General features: G+C 68.8%; 19 protein-coding genes. 11 read left to right on the top strand and 8 right to left on the bottom strand.

What is annotated here, in order from left to right; translation table 11 throughout:
* Positions 1-26: 26 nt before the first annotated feature.
* The 4 genes from AC3A5Z_RS11900 (at position 27) to AC3A5Z_RS11885 (ending at position 6,431) form a co-directional block, all read left to right on the top strand.
* Positions 27-2,459, top strand: coding sequence for a GcvT family protein (locus tag AC3A5Z_RS11900; RefSeq protein ID WP_487519543.1), 2,433 nt, complete (start codon positions 27-29; stop codon positions 2,457-2,459).
* Positions 2,460-2,528: 69 nt separating this feature from the next.
* A complete protein-coding gene (locus AC3A5Z_RS11895; protein WP_487519610.1) occupies positions 2,529-4,088 on the top strand; it encodes a trimethylamine methyltransferase family protein in 1,560 nt (519 codons plus the stop codon).
* A gap of 7 nt (positions 4,089-4,095) precedes the next feature.
* Positions 4,096-5,532 (top strand): aldehyde dehydrogenase family protein, encoded by a 1,437-nt coding sequence (locus AC3A5Z_RS11890; protein WP_487519542.1) that lies wholly within the window; start codon positions 4,096-4,098, stop codon positions 5,530-5,532.
* Entirely contained in the window at positions 5,529-6,431 is a 903-nt protein-coding gene (locus tag AC3A5Z_RS11885) for an NAD(P)-dependent oxidoreductase (RefSeq protein WP_487519541.1), read from the top strand. The genes AC3A5Z_RS11890 and AC3A5Z_RS11885 overlap by 4 nt, the downstream gene beginning before the upstream one ends.
* Positions 6,432-6,525: 94 nt before the next feature.
* Here the strand turns inward: AC3A5Z_RS11885 and AC3A5Z_RS11880 are convergent, their stop codons facing one another.
* The 8 genes from AC3A5Z_RS11880 to alr form a co-directional block, all read right to left on the bottom strand.
* Positions 6,526-7,191 carry an SDR family NAD(P)-dependent oxidoreductase gene (locus AC3A5Z_RS11880; RefSeq protein ID WP_487519540.1) on the bottom strand — a complete coding sequence of 222 codons (666 nt, stop codon included), beginning with the start codon at positions 7,189-7,191 and terminating at the stop codon, positions 6,526-6,528.
* Positions 7,192-7,234: 43 nt separating this feature from the next.
* Positions 7,235-8,695 (bottom strand): amidophosphoribosyltransferase, encoded by a 1,461-nt coding sequence (gene purF, locus AC3A5Z_RS11875; protein WP_487519539.1) that lies wholly within the window; start codon positions 8,693-8,695, stop codon positions 7,235-7,237.
* A gap of 85 nt (positions 8,696-8,780) precedes the next feature.
* Positions 8,781-9,392, bottom strand: a complete 612-nt coding sequence (locus AC3A5Z_RS11870; protein ID WP_487519538.1) for a CvpA family protein — start codon at positions 9,390-9,392, stop codon at positions 8,781-8,783.
* An 18-nt stretch (positions 9,393-9,410) separates the two neighbouring features.
* Positions 9,411-10,769 carry a DNA repair protein RadA gene (gene radA / locus AC3A5Z_RS11865; protein ID WP_487519537.1) on the bottom strand — a complete coding sequence of 453 codons (1,359 nt, stop codon included), beginning with the start codon at positions 10,767-10,769 and terminating at the stop codon, positions 9,411-9,413.
* Between the two features lie 143 nt (positions 10,770-10,912).
* Positions 10,913-11,365 (bottom strand): paraquat-inducible protein A, encoded by a 453-nt coding sequence (locus AC3A5Z_RS11860; protein WP_487519609.1) that lies wholly within the window; start codon positions 11,363-11,365, stop codon positions 10,913-10,915.
* Positions 11,366-11,429: 64 nt separating this feature from the next.
* Positions 11,430-12,176 (bottom strand): ABC transporter ATP-binding protein, encoded by a 747-nt coding sequence (locus AC3A5Z_RS11855; RefSeq protein ID WP_444666519.1) that lies wholly within the window; start codon positions 12,174-12,176, stop codon positions 11,430-11,432.
* Entirely contained in the window at positions 12,173-12,955 is a 783-nt protein-coding gene (locus AC3A5Z_RS11850) for an MlaE family ABC transporter permease (RefSeq protein WP_487519536.1), read from the bottom strand. The genes AC3A5Z_RS11855 and AC3A5Z_RS11850 overlap by 4 nt, the downstream gene beginning before the upstream one ends.
* Positions 12,952-14,001, bottom strand: a complete 1,050-nt coding sequence (gene alr, locus AC3A5Z_RS11845) for an alanine racemase (protein WP_487519535.1) — start codon at positions 13,999-14,001, stop codon at positions 12,952-12,954. The genes AC3A5Z_RS11850 and alr overlap by 4 nt, the downstream gene beginning before the upstream one ends.
* 213 nt (positions 14,002-14,214) lie before the next feature.
* On the opposite strand from alr, the gene fabG reads away from it, so the two are divergent.
* The 7 genes from fabG to AC3A5Z_RS11810 all read left to right on the top strand — a co-directional run bounded on the left by fabG (position 14,215) and on the right by AC3A5Z_RS11810 (position 21,045).
* Positions 14,215-14,952, top strand: a complete 738-nt coding sequence (gene fabG / locus AC3A5Z_RS11840; protein ID WP_487519534.1) for a 3-oxoacyl-[acyl-carrier-protein] reductase — start codon at positions 14,215-14,217, stop codon at positions 14,950-14,952.
* Positions 14,953-15,141: 189 nt separating this feature from the next.
* Positions 15,142-15,375 (top strand): acyl carrier protein, encoded by a 234-nt coding sequence (locus AC3A5Z_RS11835; protein ID WP_107662634.1) that lies wholly within the window; start codon positions 15,142-15,144, stop codon positions 15,373-15,375.
* Positions 15,376-15,580: 205 nt separating this feature from the next.
* The gene (locus AC3A5Z_RS11830; protein ID WP_487519533.1) at positions 15,581-16,519 is read left to right on the top strand and encodes an arginase family protein; all 939 of its coding nucleotides are present in this window, start codon (positions 15,581-15,583) and stop codon (positions 16,517-16,519) included.
* A gap of 279 nt (positions 16,520-16,798) precedes the next feature.
* The gene (gene fabF / locus AC3A5Z_RS11825) at positions 16,799-18,061 is read left to right on the top strand and encodes a beta-ketoacyl-ACP synthase II (protein WP_487519532.1); all 1,263 of its coding nucleotides are present in this window, start codon (positions 16,799-16,801) and stop codon (positions 18,059-18,061) included.
* Positions 18,061-19,239, top strand: coding sequence for an endolytic transglycosylase MltG (mltG, locus tag AC3A5Z_RS11820; RefSeq protein WP_487519531.1), 1,179 nt, complete (start codon positions 18,061-18,063; stop codon positions 19,237-19,239). The genes fabF and mltG overlap by 1 nt, the downstream gene beginning before the upstream one ends.
* A 188-nt stretch (positions 19,240-19,427) precedes the next feature.
* A complete protein-coding gene (locus AC3A5Z_RS11815) occupies positions 19,428-19,754 on the top strand; it encodes a hypothetical protein (protein ID WP_487519530.1) in 327 nt (108 codons plus the stop codon).
* Positions 19,702-21,045: a DNA-packaging protein gene (locus tag AC3A5Z_RS11810; RefSeq protein ID WP_487519529.1), complete on the top strand. Its 1,344-nt coding sequence runs from the start codon at positions 19,702-19,704 to the stop codon at positions 21,043-21,045. The genes AC3A5Z_RS11815 and AC3A5Z_RS11810 overlap by 53 nt, the downstream gene beginning before the upstream one ends.
* Positions 21,046-21,145: the final 100 nt, after the last annotated feature.

The raw sequence follows: 21,145 nt of genomic DNA, 5'->3' as shown, positions 1-21,145 counted from the left end.
GGCGGGGCGGGGCGAAGGGACAAGACATGGCTGAGATTCCGAAGCAGGCGCGGGCCGTCATCACAGGCGGCGGGATTTCCGGCTGCTCGGTCGCCTATCATCTGGCCAAGGCCGGGTGGACCGACGTGGTGCTCCTGGAGCGCAAGCAGCTGACCTCGGGCACGACATGGCATGCGGCGGGACTGATTGGCCAGCTGCGCGGCTCGCAGAACATGACGCGGCTGGCGAAATACTCCGCCGATCTCTACGTCCGGCTCGAGGCCGAGACCGGGGTGGCCACGGGGATGCGGCAGGTGGGCAGCATCTCGGTCGCGCTGACGGCGGCGCGGCATGAGGAGCTGCTGCGGCAGGCGACGCTGGCGCGCGCGCTCGACGTGGCGGTGCAGGAGATCTCGCCCGCCGAGGTCAAGGCGATGTATCCGCATCTGGAGGTCGGCGATGTGGTGGGGGCGGTGCATCTGCCGCTCGACGGGCAATGCGACCCGGCCAATATCGCCATGGCGTTGGCCAAGGGCGCGCGGATGCGCGGCGCGCGGATCGTCGAGGGGGTGAAGGTGCTGGCGGTGACCCAAGGCGCGGGCCGGGTCACCGGGGTGGACTGGGAGAGCGGCGGCGAGCGCGGCCATATCGCCGCCGATGTGGTGATCAACTGCGGCGGCATGTGGGGGCGCGATCTGGCTGCGGCCTCGGGCGTGACGCTGCCGCTGCATGCGGCGGAGCACTTCTATCTCGTCACCGAACCGATTGACGGGCTTGGACATTTGCCGGTTCTTCGCGTGCCGGACGAATGCGCCTATTACAAGTCCGACGCGGGCAAGATGATGCTCGGCGCCTTCGAACCCAAGGCCAAGCCCTGGGGGATGGGCGGCATCCCGGAGGACTTCTGCTTCGACTCGCTGCCCGAGGATTTCGACCATTTCCAGCCGATCCTCGAGGCCGCGATGCAGCGCATGCCGCTGTTCCAGACGGCGGGGGTGCATACCTTCTTCAACGGGCCGGAGAGCTTCACACCCGACGACCGCTACTACCTTGGCGAGGCGCCGGAGCTGGGCGGCTACTGGGTGGCGGCGGGCTACAACTCCATCGGCATCGCCTCCTCCGGCGGCGCGGGCATGGCGCTGGCCGCCTGGATCACCGAGGGCGAGCCGCCCTTCGACCTCTGGGAGGTGGATATCCGCCGCGCGCAGCCGTTCCAGAAGAACCGCCGCTACCTGAAGGAGCGGGTCTCGGAGACGCTGGGCCTGCTCTACGCCGACCATTTCCCCTACCGGCAGGTCGAGACTTCGCGCGGCATCCGCCGCTCGCCGATCCACGCGCATCTGCAGGCGCGCGGCGCGGTCTTCGGCGAGGTCGCGGGCTGGGAGCGGGCCAACTGGTTCGCCCGCGAGGGGCAGGAGCGGGAATACCGCTATGCCTGGGGGCGGCAGAACTGGTTCGAGAACCAGAAGGCCGAGCACGCGGCGGTGCGCGGCAAGGTCGGGCTCTTCGAGATGACCTCCTTCGGCAAGATCCGGGTGGAGGGGCGCGACGCCTGCGCTTTCCTGCAGCGGCTCTGCGCCAATGACGTCGATGTGGCGGCGGGGCGAATCGTCTACACCCAGATGCTGAACGCCCGCGGCGGGATCGAGAGCGACCTGACGGTGACGCGGCTGTCGGAGACGGCCTTCCTCTTGGTGGTGCCCGGCGCCACCCTGCAGCGCGATCTGGCCTGGCTGCGCCGGCATCTGGGCGAGGCCTTCGCGGTCGTGACCGATGTCACCGCCGCCGAGGCCGTGCTCTGCCTGATGGGTCCCGGGGCGCGGGAGGTGATGCAAGCCGTGAGCCCGAACGACTTCAGCAACGCGGCGCATCCCTTTGGCGTGGCGCGTGAAATCGAGATCGGCATGGGGCTCGCCCGCGCGCATCGCGTGACCTATGTCGGCGAGCTCGGCTGGGAGATATATGTCTCCACAGATCAGGCGGCGCATGTCTTCGAGACGCTGATCGAGCAGGAGGTCACGCTCTGCGGGCTGCACACGCTGGACAGCTGCCGGATCGAGAAGGGTTTCCGCCACTTCGGCCATGACATCACCGACGAGGATCACGTGCTGGAGGCGGGTCTGGGCTTTGCGGTGAAGACCGGCAAGGGCGACTTCCTCGGCCGCGAGGCGGTGCTGCGCAAGCGCGAGGCGGGGCTGTCGCGCAGGCTGGTGCAGTTCCGCCTGACTGATCCGGAGCCGATGATCTACCACAACGAGGGCGTGGTGCGCGACGGGCGGATCGTCGGCACCGTGACCTCGGGCAACTACGGTCATCACCTCGGCGGGGCGATCGGCCTCGGCTATGTGCCCTGCGAGGGGCAGAGCGAGGCGGAGATCCTGGGTTCGGTCTATGAGATCGAGATCGCCGGGCGTCGGCACCGGGCGGAGGCGTCGCTGGCGCCGATGTATGATCCCAAGGCCGAACGCGTGCGCATGTGATCGGGCCGCGCCCGGGGGTTTCACACCCCCGGACCCCCGTGGGATATTTTAGGACAGAAAATGGGGGAGATGATGGGCGAAGGTGAGGAGATTTGCGCACCGCGGGCGCGGCGGATGAGCGGCGGCGGCCGGGCGGCGCGGGTGGCGACCCGCTCGGCCCCGCTGGCCGAAAACCTGCGCCCGGTCCGCGCCGGGATGCCCGGCGGGCAGTACCGGCCCCTGACCGAGGCGGGGATGGCGAAGATCCATGCCTCGGCGCTGGAGGCGCTGGAGGTGATCGGCCTCAGCCAGGCGCCGGCCTCGGGGGTGGAGATCCTGACCGGCGCGGGGGCGATCCTCGGCGATGACGGGCGCATCCGCTTTCCGCGCGCGCTGGTCGAGGACATGCTCGCGGTGGCGGCGCGCGACATCACGCTCTTCGCGCGTGATCCGAAGTTCGATCTGCATCTTACTGGAAGCAATGTTCATTTCGGCACTGCGGGGGCGGCGGTGCATATCGTCGATCCGGTAACCAACAGCTATCGCGACTCCACCGCGCAGGACCTCTATGACGCGGCGCGGCTGACGCAGAACCTCGACAATGTGCATTTCTTCCAGCGCGCGATGGTCTGCCGCGACGTGGTCGACAATTTCGACATGGATATCAACACGCTCTACGCCTGTCTTGCGGGAACGAAGAAGCATGTCGGCACCTCCTTCTCCGACCCGGCCCACGTGCAGGGCTGCTTCGACCTTTTGCACATGGTGGCGGGCGGCGAGCAGGAGTGGCGCGCGCGGCCCTTCGTCAGCAACTCCAACTGCTTCGTCGTGCCGCCGATGAAATTCGCCGAGGAAAGCTGCATCACCATGGAGGCCTGCATCCGTGCCGGCATGCCGATGCTGCTGCTCTCGGCCGGGCAGGCCGGGGCGACCGCTCCGGCGCCGATCGCGCTGGCCATCGTGCAGGCCATGGCGGAATGCCTCGCCGGCGTGGTGTATGTGAACGCGATCAGCCCCGGCCATCCGGCGATCTTCGGCACCTGGCCCTTCGTGTCCGACCTGCGTACCGGCGCCATGTCGGGCGGCTCGGCCGAGCAGGCGCTCTTGACGGCGGGCTGCGCCCAGATGCACCGTTTCTACAACCTGCCGGGCGGGGCGGCGGCGGGGATCTCCGACAGCAAGCTGCCCGACATGCAGGCGGGCTGGGAACAGGCGATCACCAACACGCTGGCCGGGCTCTCCGGGCTCAACATGGTCTACGAGGCTGTGGGCATGCATGCCTCGCTTCTGGGCTTCTGCCTCGAGAGCCTGGTTTTGGGCGACGACATCCTCGGGCAGGTGCTGCGCACGGTGCGCGGCATCGACGTGACCGAAGACAGCACCAGGATCGAGGCGATGAAGGAGGTCTGCCTCGGCGGGCCGGGCCATTACCTCGGCCATGCCCAGACGCTGAGCCTGATGCAGACCGAATACATCTATCCCGCCGTCGGCAACCGGATGAGCCCGAAGGAATGGGTGGAGGCCGGGCGCCCGCTGCTGCTCGACCGCGCCATCGCCCGCAAGAATGCCATCCTTGACAAGGCCGGGTGTCAGGTGGACGCTCAGATCGACGCGGCGATCCGCGCCGCTTTCAACATCCATTTCAGGTGACTGGACGATGATCTCACAGCATGTTTCCGAGTTCTACATAAACGGCGAATGGGTGACGCCGTCGTCCGCGGCCACGAAGATGGGCGTGGAGAACCCGGCCACAGAGGAGATCGTCGCCGAGATCGCGCTGGGGTCCATCGCCGATGCCGACTGGGCGATCATGGCCGCCCGCGCCGCCTTCCCCGCCTACAGCCTCTGGCCGGTGGCGGAGCGCATCGCGCTGGTCGAGCGTCTGCTGACTGCCTACAACGCCCGCTACGAGGAGTTTGCGGAGGCGATGAGCCTCGAGATGGGCGCGCCGACCGAATGGGCCCGCGGCGCGCAAGCCTGGGCCGGGCAGGTGCATATCGAGAGCACCATCAAGGCGGCCAAGGACTTCCGCTGGGAATACAGCCGGGGCAGCACCCGCATCCTCCACGAGGGCATCGGCGTCTGCGGGCTGATCACGCCGTGGAACTGGCCGATGAACCAGATCGCCTGCAAGGTCGCCCCGGCGCTGGTCGCGGGCTGCACCATGGTGCTGAAACCCTCCGAGATCGCGCCGCTCTCGGGCCTGCTCTTCGCCGAGATCTGCCACGAGGCCGGGGTGCCCGCCGGCGTCTTCAACCTGGTGAACGGCACCGGCCCGGTGGTGGGGGCGCGGCTCGCCTCGCATCCCGAGGTCGACATGGTGAGCTTCACCGGCTCGACCCGCGCCGGCATACAGGTGGCCACCAATGCCGCGCCGACGGTGAAGCGGGTGGCGCAGGAGCTGGGCGGCAAGTCAGCCAACATCATCCTGCCCGGCGCCGACCTGCAGCTGGCGGTGACAAGCGGCGTCGAGGGCTGCTTCGGCAACTCCGGCCAGAGCTGCGACGCGCCGACCCGGATGTTCGTGCCCCGCGACCGGCAGGAGGAGGCGCTGGCCATCGCCAGGGAGGCTGCCGAGGCCACCGTCCCGGGCGATCCGAAGGACCCGGCGACGACCAACGGCCCGGTAATCTCCAAGGCGCAGTTCGACAAGATCCAGGGCCTGATCCAGAAGGGCATCGACGAGGGCGCGACGCTCGTCACCGGCGGAACCGGGCGGCCGCAGGGGCTGAACCGCGGCTGGTTCGTGCGGCCCACCGTCTTCGGCGACGTGACCAACGCCATGACCATCGCCCGGGAGGAGATCTTCGGCCCGGTGCTGGCGATCCTGCCCTACGACACGGTGGACGAGGCGGTGGAGATGGCCAATGACACGGTCTACGGCCTCGCCGCCTATGTGCAGGGCCCGCCGGAGGAGGCCCGCGCCGTCGGTCGCCGCCTGCGCGCCGGGCAGGTCAGCCTGAACGGCCCCGACTGGGACACCTTCGCCCCCTTCGGCGGCTACAAGCAATCCGGCAACGGACGGGAATATGCCGATTGGGGGATCGCGGATTTCTGCGAGGTCAAGGCCCTCGTTGGATATGGCGAGGCATGATGCGCTACGGATATATCGGACTGGGCAATCTCGGCGGCGCTCTGGCGATGAGCCTGCTGCGCGACGGGTTCGCCGTGACGGTGCATGATCTCGACAAGGGCCTGGCCGAGCGGCATCTTGCGATGGGCGCAAGCTGGGCCGAGAGCCCGGCGGCTCTGGCAGCGGAGGTCGATCACGTCTTCACCTGCCTGCCTTCGCCCGCCGTCTCGGAAGCCGTGCTGCGCCAGATGCTGCCGGTGCTGAAACCCGGCGCCACCTGGATCGAAAGCTCCACCCTCGGGCGCGACGACATCCTGCGGCTCGGGGCGCTGGCCGCCGAACATGGCGTGCGGCTGATGGAGGCGCCGGTGACCGGCGGGGTGCATCTCGCCGCCAAGGGCCGGATCACCGTGCTGGTCGGCGGCGACAGCGATCTCTACGACCGGCATCTGCCGGCGCTCGAAAGCATCGGCGACAAGATCTTCCACATGGGCCCGCTCGGCTCGGCGGCGGTGGTCAAGGTGATCACCAACATGCTGGCCTTCGTGCATCTGGTGGCCGATGGCGAGGCCTTGATGCTGGCCAAGCGCGGTGGGCTCGATCTCAAGACCGCCTGGCAGGCGATCGCCGCCTCCTCCGGCAGCTCCTTCGTGCACGAGACCGAGGGCCAGCTGATCCTGAACGGCAGCTACGACATCGCCTTCTCGATGGATCTGGCGCTGAAGGATCTCGGCTTCGCGATGGAGTTCGGTCGCGAGTTCGGCGTGCCGCTCGATCTCGTCGCCCTGACCGAGGAAACCTTCCTCAAGGGGCGCGAGGCCTATGGCGGTCAGGCGCAGAGCACGCAGATCGTCAAGCTCCTCGAAGATGCGCTGCAGACCGACCTGCGCGCCGAAGGCTTCCCGGCCCGGCTCACCTGATCATTTTCTGTCGGAAAATATCCTCGGGGGGTGAGCCGCGCAGCGGCGAGGGGGGCGGAAGCCCCCCTAAAATCCTTGCTCCAAGGATTTTCCGTCAGACCAGCCCGACGATCCGCCTTGCCTCGGCATGCAGATCGCCCAGGGCGTTGCGGTCCTCGCCGGGGAAGAACCGGGCGCGGGTGGCGGTGGGCAGCGGGCAGGGCGTCTCGATCAGCACGCGCGGGCCGATCTTCCGGGTCTCCTGCTGCCAGCTCCGCGCCAGCGCGATCTGCCCGGCCTTGGTCGCGCCATAGGCGCCGAAGAACGGCTGACCGGCGCGCGGGTCGTCGAGGAACAGCGCCGTGCCTTGCCCGGCGCGCAGCAGCGGCTCCACCATGGGGATCAGCATGCCGGTGGCGCGCAGGTTGATCGCCACCGACTTGTCCCAGTCCTTCGCGTCGAGATGCCCCGCAGGCGTCAAGGGGGCGGCATGGACCGCGGCATGAACCCAGAGATGCAGCGCGCCCCAGCGGTCGAAGATCGAGCGGCAGAGGTGGCGCATCGCATCGTCGTTGGTGATGTCCATCGGCGCCAGCGTCGCCAGCTCCGAGCCCGGGCGCCGCGCCTTGATGCGGTCGTCCAGCTCCTCCAGCCCGCCGACGGTGCGGGCGACGGCGACGACATGCCAGCCCTGCTCGGCCAGCTCTTCGGCCATGGCCATGCCAAGACCGCGCGAGGCTCCGGTGACCAGAGCGAGGCGGGGGGTGGGAAGGGTACTCATAGGATGACTCTCATGCAGATGCGCCGGGCGCGGCAGGCGGCGGTTACTCCGCCGCCTTCATCTCGAACCCCTGTTCGATCTTGTCGGAGGGAGCAACCGGATACTGGCCCGAGAAACAGGCATCGCAATATTGCGGCTGCTTGTCATTGCGGCCTTCCGCCTCGCCCGCGGCGCGGTAGAGCCCGTCGAGCGAGATGAAGCGCAGCGAGTCGACGCCGATCCAGTCGCGCATCTCGTCTTCCGACATGTTGGCGGCCAGCAGTTTCGAGCGTTCCGGCGTGTCCACCCCGTAGAAGCAGGGCCAGGCGGTCGGCGGGCTGGCGATGCGGAAGTGCACCTCGGCGGCGCCGGCCTCGAGGATCATGTCCTTGATCTTGCGGCTGGTGGTGCCGCGCACCACCGAGTCGTCGACGAGGATGACCCGCTTGCCCTTGATCAGCGCGCGGTTGACGTTCAGCTTCAGCCGGACGCCCATGTTGCGGATGCTCTCGGTCGGCTCGATGAAGGTCCGGCCCATGTACTGGTTGCGGATGATCCCCATGGCGTAGGGGATGCCGCTTTCCTGGCTGTAGCCGATCGCCGCCGGGGTGCCGCTGTCGGGCACCGGGCACACGAGATCCGCCTCGACCGGCGCCTCGCGCGCCAACTCCACGCCGATCTGCCGACGCGTCTCGTAGACGGAGCGGCCGCCGAGGATGCTGTCGGGGCGCGAGAAATAGACATGCTCAAAGATGCAGAAGCGCGCCTTCTTGCGCTCGAAGGGATGGAAGCTCTCCAGACCCTTCTCGTCGATCACCACCATCTCGCCGGGCTCGATCTCGCGCACGAACTCGGCGCCGATGATGTCGAGCGCGCAGGTTTCCGACGACAGGGCCCAGCCGTCGCCGACCTTGCCCAGCACCAGCGGGCGCACGCCCAGCGGGTCGCGCACGCCGATCAGCTTGCTGCGGGTCATGGCGACCACCGAGAAGGCCCCCTCGACGCGGCGCAGCGCGTCCTTCATCCGCTCGGGGATGTTCTTCTGGATCGAGCGCGCCATCAGGTGGATGATGCATTCGCTGTCCGAGGAGGACTGGAAGATCGAGCCGCGCTCGATCAGCTCGCGCCGCAGGGCGGCGGCATTGGTCAGGTTGCCGTTATGGGCGATGGCGGCGCCGCCCATGGCAAACTCGCCGAAGAAGGGCTGCACGTCGCGGATCGCGGTGGCACCCTTCGAGCCGGCGGTGGAGTAGCGCACATGGCCGATGGCGAGCGAGCCGGGCAGCGTGTCCATCACCGCGGCATTGGTGAAGTTGTCGCGCACATAGCCGAAGCGGCGGGCCGAGTTGAACCCGTGGTCGGGATGGTAGGTGACGATGCCGCCCGCCTCCTGACCGCGATGTTGCAGGGCATGCAGCCCGAGCGCCGTGAAGTTCGCCGCATCGGACACGCCGATCACGCCGAACACGCCACACTCCTCCTTCAGTTTGTCATCGTCGAAGGGATGGCTCAGGAAAGGACGCATTCTGTCCGGGCTCCGAATCCGAGGGGGGTTGACCCCTCATGTAGTGAGTTGTCACCCGAGTGTCACGGGCACAAAGCAGTTACTTTCAGTTCGCCGGGGCTGCGGGTGCCGCGGGGGCAGGCGTTGCCGGAACATCAGTCGCCGGAGCGGCACAGCTGCCCACCAATTGCTCGTAGCGCGCAACGATCCAGCCGGGAGCATCGGAGGGGATATTCTCGTCGATGTTGGATTGGAACGAGGCGAAGACCTTGGCGGAACGCGAGTTGTCGACCGTCGGGATGCTGTCTGCTGCGATGGCGCGATCATAGACGATGAAGGCCACGGCGACCAGAAGAATGCCGCGCACCACCCCGAAGAGGAAGCCCAGCCCCTGATCCACCCCGCCAAGCGCGGAGCGCTGGATGACCGAGGAGAACAGTGGCGTGAACAGCGACATGACGACGAGGCCGAGCGCGAAGACCGCAGCGAAGGCGGCGATGATCGACAGCTCGCAGCTGTCGCCGAGGAAGTCGCCGATCACCGGCAGTTCCTTGATCAGCGGCTGCGCCTGTGCCGCGAAGATGAAGGCGAGAACCGCCGCGCCGACCCATCCGGCAATGGCCATGATCTCGCGAACCACCCCGCGCGAATACGCAAGGATTGCCGACAGGACGATGACCACCGCCACAACGGCGTCGATGATGGTAAAGCCTTCCATTACGTGCTCCCCGGGGGACTAGCCTGCCCCGAACATTTCGCCCACGAACGCCGCGAGATCGGGCATCTGTCGCACCCGCATCCCTTCACCCTGTCCAAGCTTCGACCGGGACGGCGCAACTGCCTGTGAAAAACCAAGTTTCGACGCCTCTTTCAACCTGTTTTCGGTCTGCGTCACCGGGCGCAACGCGCCGGAGAGGCTGATTTCGCCGAAAAGCACCATGTCGGGCGGAATTGCCACATCTTCGCGGGCCGAGACGAGGGCCGCGGCAACCGCGAGATCGGCCGCAGGCTCGGAGACGCGCATCCCGCCTGCGACGTTGAGGAAAACGTCGAGCCCGGCGAAGGGGATGGCGCAGCGGGCCTCGAGCACGGCGAGGATCGTGGAGAGGCGGCCCGAGTCGAGGCCGACGACCGTCCGGCGCGGCGTGCCGAGGTTGGAGGGGGCGACGAGGGCCTGGATCTCGGTGAGGACGGGGCGGGTGCCCTCGATCCCGGCGAAGACCGCCGAGCCGGGGGCGGGGGTGTCGCGGTCCGAGAGGAACAGCGCCGAGGGGTTGGCGACCTGCTGCAGGCCGGCGCCGGTCATCTCGAAGACGCCGATCTCGTCGGCGGGACCGAAGCGGTTCTTCACGGCGCGCAGGATGCGGAACTGGTGGCCGCGCTCGCCTTCGAAATAGAGCACGGTGTCGACCATGTGCTCGACCACGCGGGGGCCGGCGATCTGGCCGTCCTTGGTGACATGGCCGACGAGGATCACCGCCACGCCGCGGCGCTTGGCGAAGGTGACGAGCTCGTGGGCGGCGGCGCGGACCTGGGAGACCGAGCCGGGGGCGCTGTCGACGGTGTCGAGCCACATGGTCTGGATCGAATCGATGATGGCGAGGCCGGGGCGTTCGGCGTCGAGCGTCGTCAGGATGTCGCGCAGGTTGGTTTCGGCGCCGAGGGCGACGGGGGCGTCGGTGAGGCCGAGGCGTTGGGCGCGCATGCGGACCTGGGCGGCGGCTTCCTCGCCGGAGATGTAGAGGCATTTCACGCCGCGGCGGGCGAAGCTGGCGGCGGCCTGCAGCAGGAGGGTCGACTTGCCGATGCCGGGGTCGCCGCCGACGAGGATCGCGGAGGCGGGGACGAGGCCGCCGCCGAGGACGCGGTCGAGCTCTTCCATGCCGGAACCGGCGCGGGGGGGCTCGGCCTCCTGGGTGGCGAGGTCGGTGAGGGGGATGGGGCGGCCCTTGGAGCCGAGCGATTTCGGACCGGAGGAAAGGGGGGCTTCCTCGACGATGGAATTCCAGGCTCCGCAGGCGTCGCAGCGGCCGGCCCATTTCTTGTGGACGGCGCCACAGACCGAGCAGGTGAAGACGGGGGAGGATTTTGCCATGCGGCCTTCATGCCCGGTTGAGGGGGCGGGTGCAAGCGGCGGGTTCAGGGGGTGGCGGGAATTGCGGGGTGGGGAATTTCACGCGTGAAAATCCGGGCAAGACATTGATATAAAAGGATAACCGCTGCGGCATTAAGGGGGTATTAGGGAGTGGTGGGTGGGCTGGAACCCCGCCCGGCGGAGTGGAGGAGGGAAATTGCCAGCGAGGCGAGGATGCAGGCGGTGAAGAGATAGAGGCCCCAGGCGGTCTCGACCGTGGCGAGGCCGATGCCCTTCAGCACGACGATGTAGAGCGCGATCAGGAAGATGTCGGCCATGGCGAGCTTGCCGAGGAGGTGCAGCGCCGGGAGCGCGCGGGGCGAGAGCAGGCCGAAGTGCAGAAGGGCAAGACCGATGGTCTTGAGATAGGGGGCGAAGAGCGCGCAGAAGGTGACGAGCAGAGCGAGGAAGACATCGGTCTGCCAGAGCGCTTGCAGGCCCGAGAGCACCGAGATTTCCGACAGGCCGAAGAGCGGCAGCATCCCGGCGCGCATCAGCGGCGCGAACCAGGCCAAGGGAAACAGCAGGAGCAGCGAGAGGTTCGCGAGGCGCAGCAGGCGGGTCATCGGTCGGCTCGGGCTCCGGCTCCGGCGCGGGGCGCGCGGGCGGGCCGGGGGGCCATCAGCGCAGCGCCTCGATCGGGCCCTCGGCGCGGCCGTGGATGAACTGTTGCACGTAAGGGTCTGGCGTCGCATCCATTTCCGAGACCGGGCCGCACCAGCGGATCTTGCCCCGGTGCAGCATCGCCACGTTGTCGGCGATGGCGCGGACGCTCGTCATGTCATGTGTGATGGTCATGGCGGTGGCGCCCATCTCGGTCACGATCTCGCGGATCAGGTCGTTGATGACGCCGGACATGATCGGGTCGAGCCCGGTGGTGGGTTCGTCGAAGAAGATGATCTCGGGATCGGCGGCGATGGCGCGGGCGAGGCTGACGCGCTTCTGCATGCCGCCCGAAAGCTCGGCCGGGAACTGGTCGGCCACCTGGGGCCCGAGGCCGACGCGGCGCAGCTTGTCGATGGCGATGGCGCGGGCCTCTTCCTTGGGGCGCTTGGTGGCGCCGCGCAGCAGGCGGAAGGCGACGTTCTCCCAGACAGGCATCGAATCGAACAGCGCGCCGCCCTGGAACAGCATGCCGAAGCGGGCGAGGAAGGCATCTCGCTCGGCGGTCTCGACATCCTCGTTGTCGAGCAGGATGCGGCCCTTGTCGGGATGCACCAGCCCGAGCACGCATTTCAGGAGCACCGACTTGCCGGTGCCCGAGCCGCCGATGATCACCATGCTGGTGCCGCTTTCGACCCTGAGGTCGATGCCGCGCAGCACCTCGTTCGATCCGAAGGATTTATGGACGCCGACAAGCTCGATCATGAGGTGAAGAAGATCTCCGTCAGCAGGTAGTTGGCGGCGAAGATCAGCACCGAGGCCGAGACCACGGCGGTCTTGGTCGCCCGGCCCACGCCCTGCGCGCCGCGGCCCGAGTTCATGCCGTGATAGCAGCCCATCAGCGCCACGATGAAGCCGAAGGCCGCGCCCTTCACCAGACCCGAGCCGACATCCCAGAATTCGAGGAAATCGACGGTGTTGCGCAGATAGGTCGCGGAGTTGAAATCCAGCCGGTAGACGCCGACCAGCCAGCCGCCGGCGATGCCGATGGCGTCGCCCACCGCGACCAGCACCGGCACGGCGAGCGTCGCGGCCAGCACGCGCGGCACGGCGAGATATTTCAGCGGGTTGGTCGAGAGGGTGACCAGAGCGTCGATCTGTTCGGTCACCTTCATGGTGCCGATCTCGGCCGCGATGGAGGAGGCGACGCGGGCTGCGACCATCAGGCCGCCGAGCACGGGGCCAAGCTCGCGCACCATGCCGATGGCGACGATGGAGGGCACGACGGCCTCGGCGGAAAAGCGTGCGCCGCCGGAGTAGATCTGCAGCGCCAGCGCGCCGCCGGTGAAGAGCGCGGTCATGCCGACCACGGGCAGGCTGAACCAGCCGATCTGCATCAGCGCGTGCAGCGCTTCGCGCGGGTAGAAGGGCGGGCGGAACAGGTGGCCGACGATCGCCGCGGCAAAGAGGGCGATGCGGCCGACCGCGGCCAGCCCGCCGAGCGTTGCCCGCCCGAGTGCGGCCACCGGGCTCAGCACGCTCACGCGCCGCTTCCCGTGTAGCGTCTGGTGTAGCGGGTGCCGAGGCTGGTCAGGATCTCGTAGCCGATGGTGCCGGCGGCTTCGGCCAGATCGTCGGGCGACTGCTGCGGACCGATGAAATCGAGCGTGGCGGGCACCTCGGGCAGATGGGTCACGTCGACGGTGATGAGATCCATCGAGACGCGGCCGATCAGCGGACAGGGCACGGTGTCATCCCAGAAGACGGCATTGTTGGAGAGGCTGCGCAACAGCCCGTCGGCATAGCCGCCCGAGAGCGTGGCCACGACCGAGGGCACCTCGGCGGTCCAGCTGTTGGCATAGCCCACCGTTTCGCCCACGGCGACGTCGCGCAGCTGCACGACGGGGAGCGAGAGGGTGACCACGCGCTGCGCCGCCTCATAGGGCAGGCCGCCGTAGAGGCCGATGCCGGGGCGGGTCAGGTCGAAGTGATAGTCGGGGCCGAGCAGGATGCCGCCGGTGGCCGAGAGCGAGCGCGGCACGCCGATGCCGTCGGTCATGGCGTGGAATTCGGCGAGCTGGGCCGCGTTCATCGGATGCTCGGGCTCGTCGGCGCAGGCGAGATGGCTCATCAGGAGCTCGGGGCCGGCGGAAAGCACCAGTTCGGCCACCGCCTCCCATTCGCCCATCTCCATCCCGAGCCGGTTCATGCCGGTGTCGAGCTGGATGCCGAAGGGATGGCCCGGCAGCGTCTCGAAGTGGCGGGTGATCTGGTCGATGGAGTTCAGCATCGGCGTGAGGTCGAGGCCGCGGATCAGATCGGTGTCGCCCTCCATATGGCCGGAGAAGACCGAGATCTGCGGGCCGGGACCGAGGGCCTGACGCACGGCGGCGGCCTCCTCGGCGGCGGCGACGAAGAAGCGCCGCGCCCCGGCCTGTGCCAGCGCCCGCGCCACGCGGGGGGCGCCGAGGCCGTAGGAATCGGCTTTCACCACCGCGCCCGTCTGGGTGCCGGAGGCGGTCATGCGGTCGAGCGCGCGCCAGTTGGCGGCGATCGCGTCGAGGTCGATGGTGAGGGATGCCGTTGCCATGGCGGTGTTTTGCCATTCGCGCGGCGAAGGTCAAGCGGAAAGCCGTGCCGCCCGGGGGGAGCCGCCGCCGGGGGCATCGAGCCCCCGCCGGCGGCCCTGCCGGGGAGGACCGGCGGGCGGTGCGACGGTGGCGGCCGAGGGAGGGCCCGACGGACGGGTGGCGTGGCGGCGGCGGGGCTGCTAAACCGCCGGAAAACCATCTGGAGAAAGACCATGTTCGATCTGACGGGAAAATCCGCGCTGGTCACCGGCGCCTCGGGCGGGATCGGCGGCGGCATCGCGCGCGCGCTGCATGCGGCGGGGGCGACGGTGGCGCTGTCGGGCACGCGGACCGGGCCGCTCGAGGCGCTGGCCGGGGAGCTGGGCAGCCGGGCGCATGTGCTGGCCTGCGATCTGTCGGATGCGGCCTCGGTCGAGGCGCTGCCCAAGGCCGCCGCCGAGGCGATGGGGGCTGTCGACATTCTCGTCAACAATGCCGGGATCACCCGCGACCAGCTGATGATGCGGATGAGCGATGCCGACTGGGATTCGGTGCTGGCGGTGAACATGACCTCGACCTTCCGGCTGTGCCGGGGCGTCATGCGCGGCATGATGAAGGCGCGCTGGGGGCGGATCGTCAACATCACCTCGATCGTCGGCACCACCGGCAACCCGGGGCAGGCCAATTACGCCGCCTCCAAGGCCGGCGTCGTCGGCCTGTCGAAGAGCCTTGCCGCCGAGGTGGCGAGCCGGGGGATCACGGTGAACTGCGTGGCGCCGGGCTTCATCACCACGGCGATGACCGACAAGTTGAGCGACGACCAGAAGAGCAAGCTTCTGGTGCAGGTGCCCGCCGGGCGGATGGGCGAACCGGGTGACGTTGCGGCAGCGGTGCTCTATCTTGCCAGCGTGGAAGCGGCCTATGTCACCGGTCAGACCTTGCATGTGAACGGCGGGATGGCCATGGTCTGAGGGCTGCGCGTGACGCGACGCTCGTGGCACGGGAAAGCGTTTGCCTTGCGCACACGCCCTTGCTATAGGCGCGTTTGAAGACCCCGGAGGCCGTGCCTCCGGCCCCCCGGCGCGTTGCCGGGACCAGCCGCCTTACGGGGCAAGGGACAACGAGACCGGGAAGCCTCCCGCAACGAATGAGGAAGTGACATGAGCGACATCGCTGATCGCGTGAAGAAGATCGTCGTCGAGCATCTGGGCGTCGAAGAGGACAAGGTGACCGAGAACGCCTCGTTCATCGACGACCTCGGCGCCGACAGCCTCGACACGGTCGAGCTCGTGATGGCCTTCGAGGAAGAGTTCGGCATCGAGATCCCGGATGACGCTGCCGAGACCATCCAGACCTTCGGCGACGCGGTGAAGTTCATCACGGAAGCCGCCTGATCGCATCGGGCACTGGGTTTCGAGACGGGCGTCCTTCGGGGCGCCCGTTTTGCTTTGCGGGCCCCCGATGCCCCCGCCATTCGCGAAGCACGAATGGCAGGCGGCGGTCCTTCAGGCGGAGCATGATCCTGCCGCGCCGGCGCTTGGGGCTTGCCTTTGGACCCGAGGGGCGGAACTGTCGTCTCCGGGCCTCGGGAGATGCGGCATGGCGACACTGGCGGAGATGTTCGGTGCGGGACCGGCGAAGACCTTCATGGGCCTGCCGGGCTGCCGCGATCTGGCGCGGCTCGATGCCGGGATCGCGATCATCGGCGCCGCAGGCTGCACGCCCTATCCCTCAGTGGGCTTCTATTGCGCGGGCGGGCCTGCCGCGATCCGCGGCGCGGCGGCGGATTACGCGGCGAACCTCGGGCATGTGAACTTCGATCTCGGCGGCCCGGTGTTCCCGACCGGCATTTCGGCGGTCGACGCGGGGGACCTGCCGCAGGAGGAGGGCGATCCGGCGGGCAACCGGGCGCGGATCTTCGGCGCGGTGAGCCATGTGCTCGACCGGCGCGGGGTGCCGGTGCTGATCGGCGGCGACGATTCCCTGCCGATCCCGATGCTCGAGGCCTTCGGCGCGCGCGGCAAACGCTACACCGTGCTGCAGATCGACGCGCATATCGACTGGCGCGACGAGGTCGGTGGCGAACGCTGGGGCCTCTCCTCCACCATGCGGCGGGCGAGCGAGATGGGCCATGTGGAGAGGATCATCCAGGTCGGCCAGCGCGGCATCGGCTCGGCCCGGCCCGAGGATCTGCGCGCGGCGCTGGACTGGGGGGTGGAATTCGTGCCCGCGGGTGAGGTGGCGCGGCAGGGGGTGTGGCGCGCGGTCGATCTGATCCCCGAGGGGGCCGAGGTCATCGTCTGCTTCGACTGCGACGCGCTCGACCCTTCGGTGATGCCCGCGGTGATCGGGCGCACGGCCGGCGGCATGAGCTATTGGCAGGTGCTGGAGCTGATCGGCGCGGTGGCCGAGAAGGCGCGGATCGCGGGCTTCGATCTGGTGGAGTTCATGCCCGGGCGCGACATCGACGGGCAGGGCGCGCTGGTGGCGGCGCAGCTCCTGGCGGGGGTGCTCGGCATCCTGGCAAGGCAGGCATGAGCGTGTCTTCCCTGGGCAAATATCCCCCGCGGAGCGTCGCGGCCGGCCGCGGGCGGCGCGCCTGATGGCTGCGCGCGGCTGGCCGCGGGCGCCAGAGCCGCAGGAGGGGGCTCGATGCCCCCGACGGCGGCGCCTCCGGGGCGGCGGGGCGCTCCGTGATCTGCCCCGTGATCTGCCCCATGATCTGCCCTGCGGTGGCGCTATGTTGCGAAGGGCAGGTGGGGCGTGTATCACCCGGGATTGCGAAGGCCCCAGCGTGGGTTGAAGAGGAGAAGTCGGATGCGTCGAGTGGTTGTCACGGGTCTCGGAATGGTTACGCCGCTGGCCTGCGGGGTCGAGGAAACCTGGTCGCGGCTGATCGCCGGGCAATCGGGCGCCGGGATGATCAAGCGGTTCGACACGACCAATGTCGTGACCCGCTATGCCTGCGAGATCCCGCTGGGCGACGGCAGCAACGGCACCTTCAATGCCGATCAGTGGATGGAGCCGAAGGACCAGCGCAAGGTCGACGACTTCATCCTCTACGGCATGACCGCCGCGGTGCAGGCGGTGCAGGATTCGGGCTGGATGCCCACGGACGAGGAGGACCGCTGCCGCACCGGGGTGATGATCGGTTCCGGCATCGGCGGGCTGTCGGCCATCGCCGACACGGCGGTGCTGATCAAGGAAAAGGGGCCGAAGCGGGTCTCGCCCTTCTTCATCCCCTCGGCGCTGATCAACCTCGTGGCCGGGCAGGTCTCGATCCGCTTCGGCTTCAAGGGGCCGAACCATGCGGTGGTCACCGCATGCTCGACCGGGGCGCATGCCATCGGCGATGCGGCGCGGCTGATCCAGTGGGGCGATGCCGATGTGATGGTGGCGGGGGGGGCCGAAAGCCCGATCTCGGAGATCGGCATTGCCGGGTTCAACGCCTGCAAGGCGCTCTCGACCAAGCGCGGCGACGCGCCCGAGACCGCCTCGCGGCCCTATGACGCGGATCGCGACGGGTTCGTGATGGGCGAGGGCGCGGGCTGCGTCGTGCTGGAGGAATACGAGCACGCCAAGGCACGCGGCGCCAAGATATATGCCGAGGTGCTGGGCTACGGGCTCTCGGGCGACGCCTATCACATCACCGCCCCGGCGGAGGATGGCGACGGCGGCTATCGCAGCATGTCGATGGCCCTGAAACGGGCGGGGGTGGAGCCGTCGCAGATCGACTACATCAACGCGCATGGCACTTCGACCATGGCCGACACGATCGAGCTTGCCGCCGTGGAGCGGCTTTTGGGCGAGGCGGCGTCGCGGGCCACCATGTCCTCGACCAAGTCGAGCACCGGGCATCTTCTGGGCGCCGCCGGGGCGATCGAGGCGATCTTCTGCGTGCTGGCGATCCGCGATCAGGTGGCGCCGCCGACCATCAACCTCGACAACCCGGCGGTGGAGACCAAGCTCGACCTCGCCCCCAACAAGGCGGTGAAGCGGAAGATCGACATCGCGCTGTCGAATTCCTTCGGCTTCGGCGGCACCAATGCGAGCCTCGTTCTGGGCAAGGTGCAGGGCTGATGTGGCGCTCGGTCGCCTCGAACGCGCTGACGCTGTTCATCGTGCTGCTGGTGGTGGCAGCCGGGCTTCTGGCACTGGGGCGCGAGCGGTTCTCGGGGCCGGGGCCGCTGACCGAGGCGGTCTGCGTGCGGGTGGAGCGGGGGGATTCGCTCTCGGCTGTCAGCCGCAAGCTGGAGGCGCAGGGCGCGGTGTCGGATGCGCGGATCTTCCGCATCGGCGCGGATTATTCGGACAAGGCCGCCGGGCTGAAGTTCGGCAGCTATCTGGTGCCGCCCGCGGCCTCGATGTCGCAGGTGCTGGATATCCTGACGGCGGGCGGGCAATCGACCTGCGGGCGCGAGGTGAACTACCGCATCGGCGTGCTGACCTCGGAGATCATCCTGCGCGAGCTGGATGCGGCGACCAACAGCTTCGTCGAGGTGGCGAAGTTCGACCCGGCGGTGGCGGAAGCTCCGGCGGCCTATACCGAGCTGGCCGGCGAGGACGATCTGCGCTGGCGGGTGACGCTGGCCGAGGGCGTGACCAGCTGGCAGGTGGTGGAGAGCCTGAAACGGGCCGAGTTCCTCGAGGGCGAGATCGCCGAGGTGCCGCCGGAGGGCACGCTGGCGCCCGACAGCTATGAGGTGACGCGCGGCGGCGACCGGGCGGAGCTCGTGGCCGAGATGACGGCGCGGCAGACGCGGGTGCTGGCCGAGCTCTGGGCGGCCCGCTCGCCGGATGTGCCCTACGAGACGCCGGAAGAGGCGCTGATCATGGCGAGCATCGTCGAGAAGGAGACCGGCATTCCCGAGGAGCGGCCGCAGGTGGCCTCGGTCTTCGTGAATCGGCTGGCGCAGGGGATGCGGCTGCAGACCGACCCGACAGTGATCTACGGCATCACCAAGGGCGAGGGCGCTTTGGGGCGCGGGCTGCGGCAGAGCGAGCTGCGGCGGCGGACGGAATACAACACCTATGTCATCGACGGGCTGCCGCCGACGCCGATCGCCAATCCGGGGCGACTGAGCATCGAGGCGGCGCTGAACCCGGCCGAGACCGACTATGTGTATTTCGTGGCGGATGGCAGCGGCGGGCACGCCTTCGGCCGGACGCTGGAGGAGCACAACCGCAACGTCGCCGCCTGGCGGCGGATCGAGGCGGAGCGCGGCCAGACGCCGCCGGTCGGGGTGCAGAGCGACTGAGTTAAGAAAAGGTTAAGCCTGCGCGCGGTAAGCCCTTGGCATCGCTGCGTTTTTTGATTGACTCTGCGCCCGGTCTGATCTATACCTTGGGGCATGCTAGAAGAAGTGGGAGAGCGGCGCGGGGTGACCCGGTGCCGCTTTTTCTTTTCGCTCGTGCGGACAGGCATGAAACGCGGAAGCTGCAGGGTATGACAATCGAGTTCTCCTCGGGAGATGGGCTGCCGGTGGATCTGCTGGCCGCCACGGAAGAGATGTATCGCGAAGCGGCGGAGGATCTGGTGCGGGCGAAGCAGAAGCTTCGCGCGGGCCAGTTCGACGAGGTCAAGGCGGCCGTGCAGGCGGTCAAAGATCTCAAGACGGCGCTTCATCTGGTGATGGAAGAAAGGGCGAGGGTTGAAAAACTCCGTAGACAGGTTGGTGGAGTCGCGCAGGACCACATGCTCGACTTCGACGCCGCACGCGATGAGATCGGGCGCCGCCTGGCTCGCCTCCGCGACGCCGGAGATGGTGAGTGAGTTTCTGGAAGGGCTGAGCGGCAATGCTCTGCTGGCCCTGCCGTGGATGTTCGAGTTCTGGGCGCTGCCGCATCAGCTGCCCCCCGAGGGCGCCTGGAAGAGCTGGGTGATCATGGGCGGGCGCGGAGCGGGCAAGACGCGGGCCGGGGCCGAGTGGGTGCGGGCCGAAGTGGAGGGCTCCGCGCCGCTCGACCCCGGCAGGTCGCGGCGGGTGGCGCTGGTGGGCGAGACGGTCGATCAGGTCCGCGAGGTGATGGTGTTCGGCGAGAGCGGCATCCTCGCCTGCTCGCCGCCGGACCGCCGCCCGGAGTGGGAAGCGGGGCGGCGGCGGCTGGTCTGGCCGAACGGCGCCACGGCGCAGGTCTTCTCGGCACATGAGCCGGAGAGCCTGCGGGGGCCGCAGTTCGACGCGGCCTGGGCCGACGAGCTGGCGAAGTGGAAGAAGGTCGAGGAGGCCTGGGACATGCTGCAGTTCGCGCTGCGGCTGGGGACGCATCCGCGGCAGGTTGTGACGACGACGCCGCGCAATGTGGGGGTGCTGAAGGCAATCCTGAAGAACCCCTCGACCGTGGTGACCCATGCCCCGACGGAGGCGAACCGGGCTTACCTCGCCGCGTCCTTCCTCGAGGAGGTGCGGGCGCGCTACGAGGGGACGCGGCTCGGGCGGCAGGAACTGGAGGGGGTGCTGCTGGAGGAGGCCGAGGGCGCGCTCTGGACGGCTGCGCGGCTGGAGGCGCTGCGGCTGGACGTGGCGCCGCGCCTGAGCCGGGTGGTGGTGGCGGTCGATCCGCCGGTCACCGGGCATGGCGGGTCGGACGAATGCGGGATCGTCGTGGTGGGGGCCGTCACCGAGGGGTCGCCGCAGGACTGGCAGGCGGTGGTGCTGGAGGATGCCTCGGTCGCCGCCGCCTCGCCCGATGCCTGGGCCCGGGCGGCGCTGGCGGCGGTCCGGCGGCACGGGGCGGAGCGGCTGGTGGCGGAGGTCAACCAGGGCGGCGATCTGGTGGAATCGGTGATTCGGCAGATCGACCCGCTGGTGCCCTATCGCGGCGTGCATGCGACGCGGGGAAAGGTGGCCCGCGCCGAGCCGGTGGCGGCGCTCTACGAGCAGGGCCGGGTCAGGCATCTGCGCGGGCTGGCGGGCCTCGAGGCGCAGATGTGCCGGATGACGTTGCAGGGCTACGAGGGCAGGGGCTCGCCCGACCGGGTGGATGCGCTGGTCTGGGCGCTGACCGATCTGATGATCGAGCCCTGCCGCGCCTGGGTGAACCCGCGGCTGCGGACGCTCTGAAGGCGCGCCCGGGGGCGGGCAGCCTTCGGGCGAGGGATTTCTTGCCAGGATGAAGACAGGACGCTGCGACCTTCGGGGCGCGGGCTGAGGGCGCGTGCCC

The sequence above is a fragment of the Cereibacter sp. Soil_C_27 genome (assembly GCF_057657095.1).
Note: the sequence above shows the minus strand (reverse complement) of the source record. Positions and strands in the feature narration are given on the sequence as shown.

Bases quoted from the DNA above. Each gene is read 5' to 3' on its own strand.
- AC3A5Z_RS11900 (WP_487519543.1), top strand. From the start codon at position 27: ATGGCTGAGATTCCGAAGCAGGCGCGGGCCGTCATCACAGGCGGCGGG.
- AC3A5Z_RS11835 (WP_107662634.1), top strand. From the start codon at position 15,142: ATGAGCGACATCGCTGATCGCGTGAAGAAGATCGTCGTCGAGCATCTG.
- AC3A5Z_RS11815 (WP_487519530.1), top strand. From the start codon at position 19,428: ATGACAATCGAGTTCTCCTCGGGAGATGGGCTGCCGGTGGATCTGCTG.
- mltG (WP_487519531.1), top strand. From the start codon at position 18,061: ATGTGGCGCTCGGTCGCCTCGAACGCGCTGACGCTGTTCATCGTGCTG.
- AC3A5Z_RS11810 (WP_487519529.1), top strand. From the start codon at position 19,702: ATGAGATCGGGCGCCGCCTGGCTCGCCTCCGCGACGCCGGAGATGGTG.
- AC3A5Z_RS11890 (WP_487519542.1), top strand. From the start codon at position 4,096: ATGATCTCACAGCATGTTTCCGAGTTCTACATAAACGGCGAATGGGTG.
- alr (WP_487519535.1), bottom strand. From the start codon at position 14,001: ATGGCAACGGCATCCCTCACCATCGACCTCGACGCGATCGCCGCCAAC.
- AC3A5Z_RS11880 (WP_487519540.1), bottom strand. From the start codon at position 7,191: ATGAGTACCCTTCCCACCCCCCGCCTCGCTCTGGTCACCGGAGCCTCG.
- fabG (WP_487519534.1), top strand. From the start codon at position 14,215: ATGTTCGATCTGACGGGAAAATCCGCGCTGGTCACCGGCGCCTCGGGC.
- purF (WP_487519539.1), bottom strand. From the start codon at position 8,695: ATGCGTCCTTTCCTGAGCCATCCCTTCGACGATGACAAACTGAAGGAG.
- AC3A5Z_RS11895 (WP_487519610.1), top strand. From the start codon at position 2,529: ATGATGGGCGAAGGTGAGGAGATTTGCGCACCGCGGGCGCGGCGGATG.
- AC3A5Z_RS11870 (WP_487519538.1), bottom strand. From the start codon at position 9,392: ATGGAAGGCTTTACCATCATCGACGCCGTTGTGGCGGTGGTCATCGTC.
- radA (WP_487519537.1), bottom strand. From the start codon at position 10,769: ATGGCAAAATCCTCCCCCGTCTTCACCTGCTCGGTCTGTGGCGCCGTC.
- AC3A5Z_RS11855 (WP_444666519.1), bottom strand. From the start codon at position 12,176: ATGATCGAGCTTGTCGGCGTCCATAAATCCTTCGGATCGAACGAGGTG.
- fabF (WP_487519532.1), top strand. From the start codon at position 16,799: ATGCGTCGAGTGGTTGTCACGGGTCTCGGAATGGTTACGCCGCTGGCC.
- AC3A5Z_RS11885 (WP_487519541.1), top strand. From the start codon at position 5,529: ATGATGCGCTACGGATATATCGGACTGGGCAATCTCGGCGGCGCTCTG.
- AC3A5Z_RS11830 (WP_487519533.1), top strand. From the start codon at position 15,581: ATGGCGACACTGGCGGAGATGTTCGGTGCGGGACCGGCGAAGACCTTC.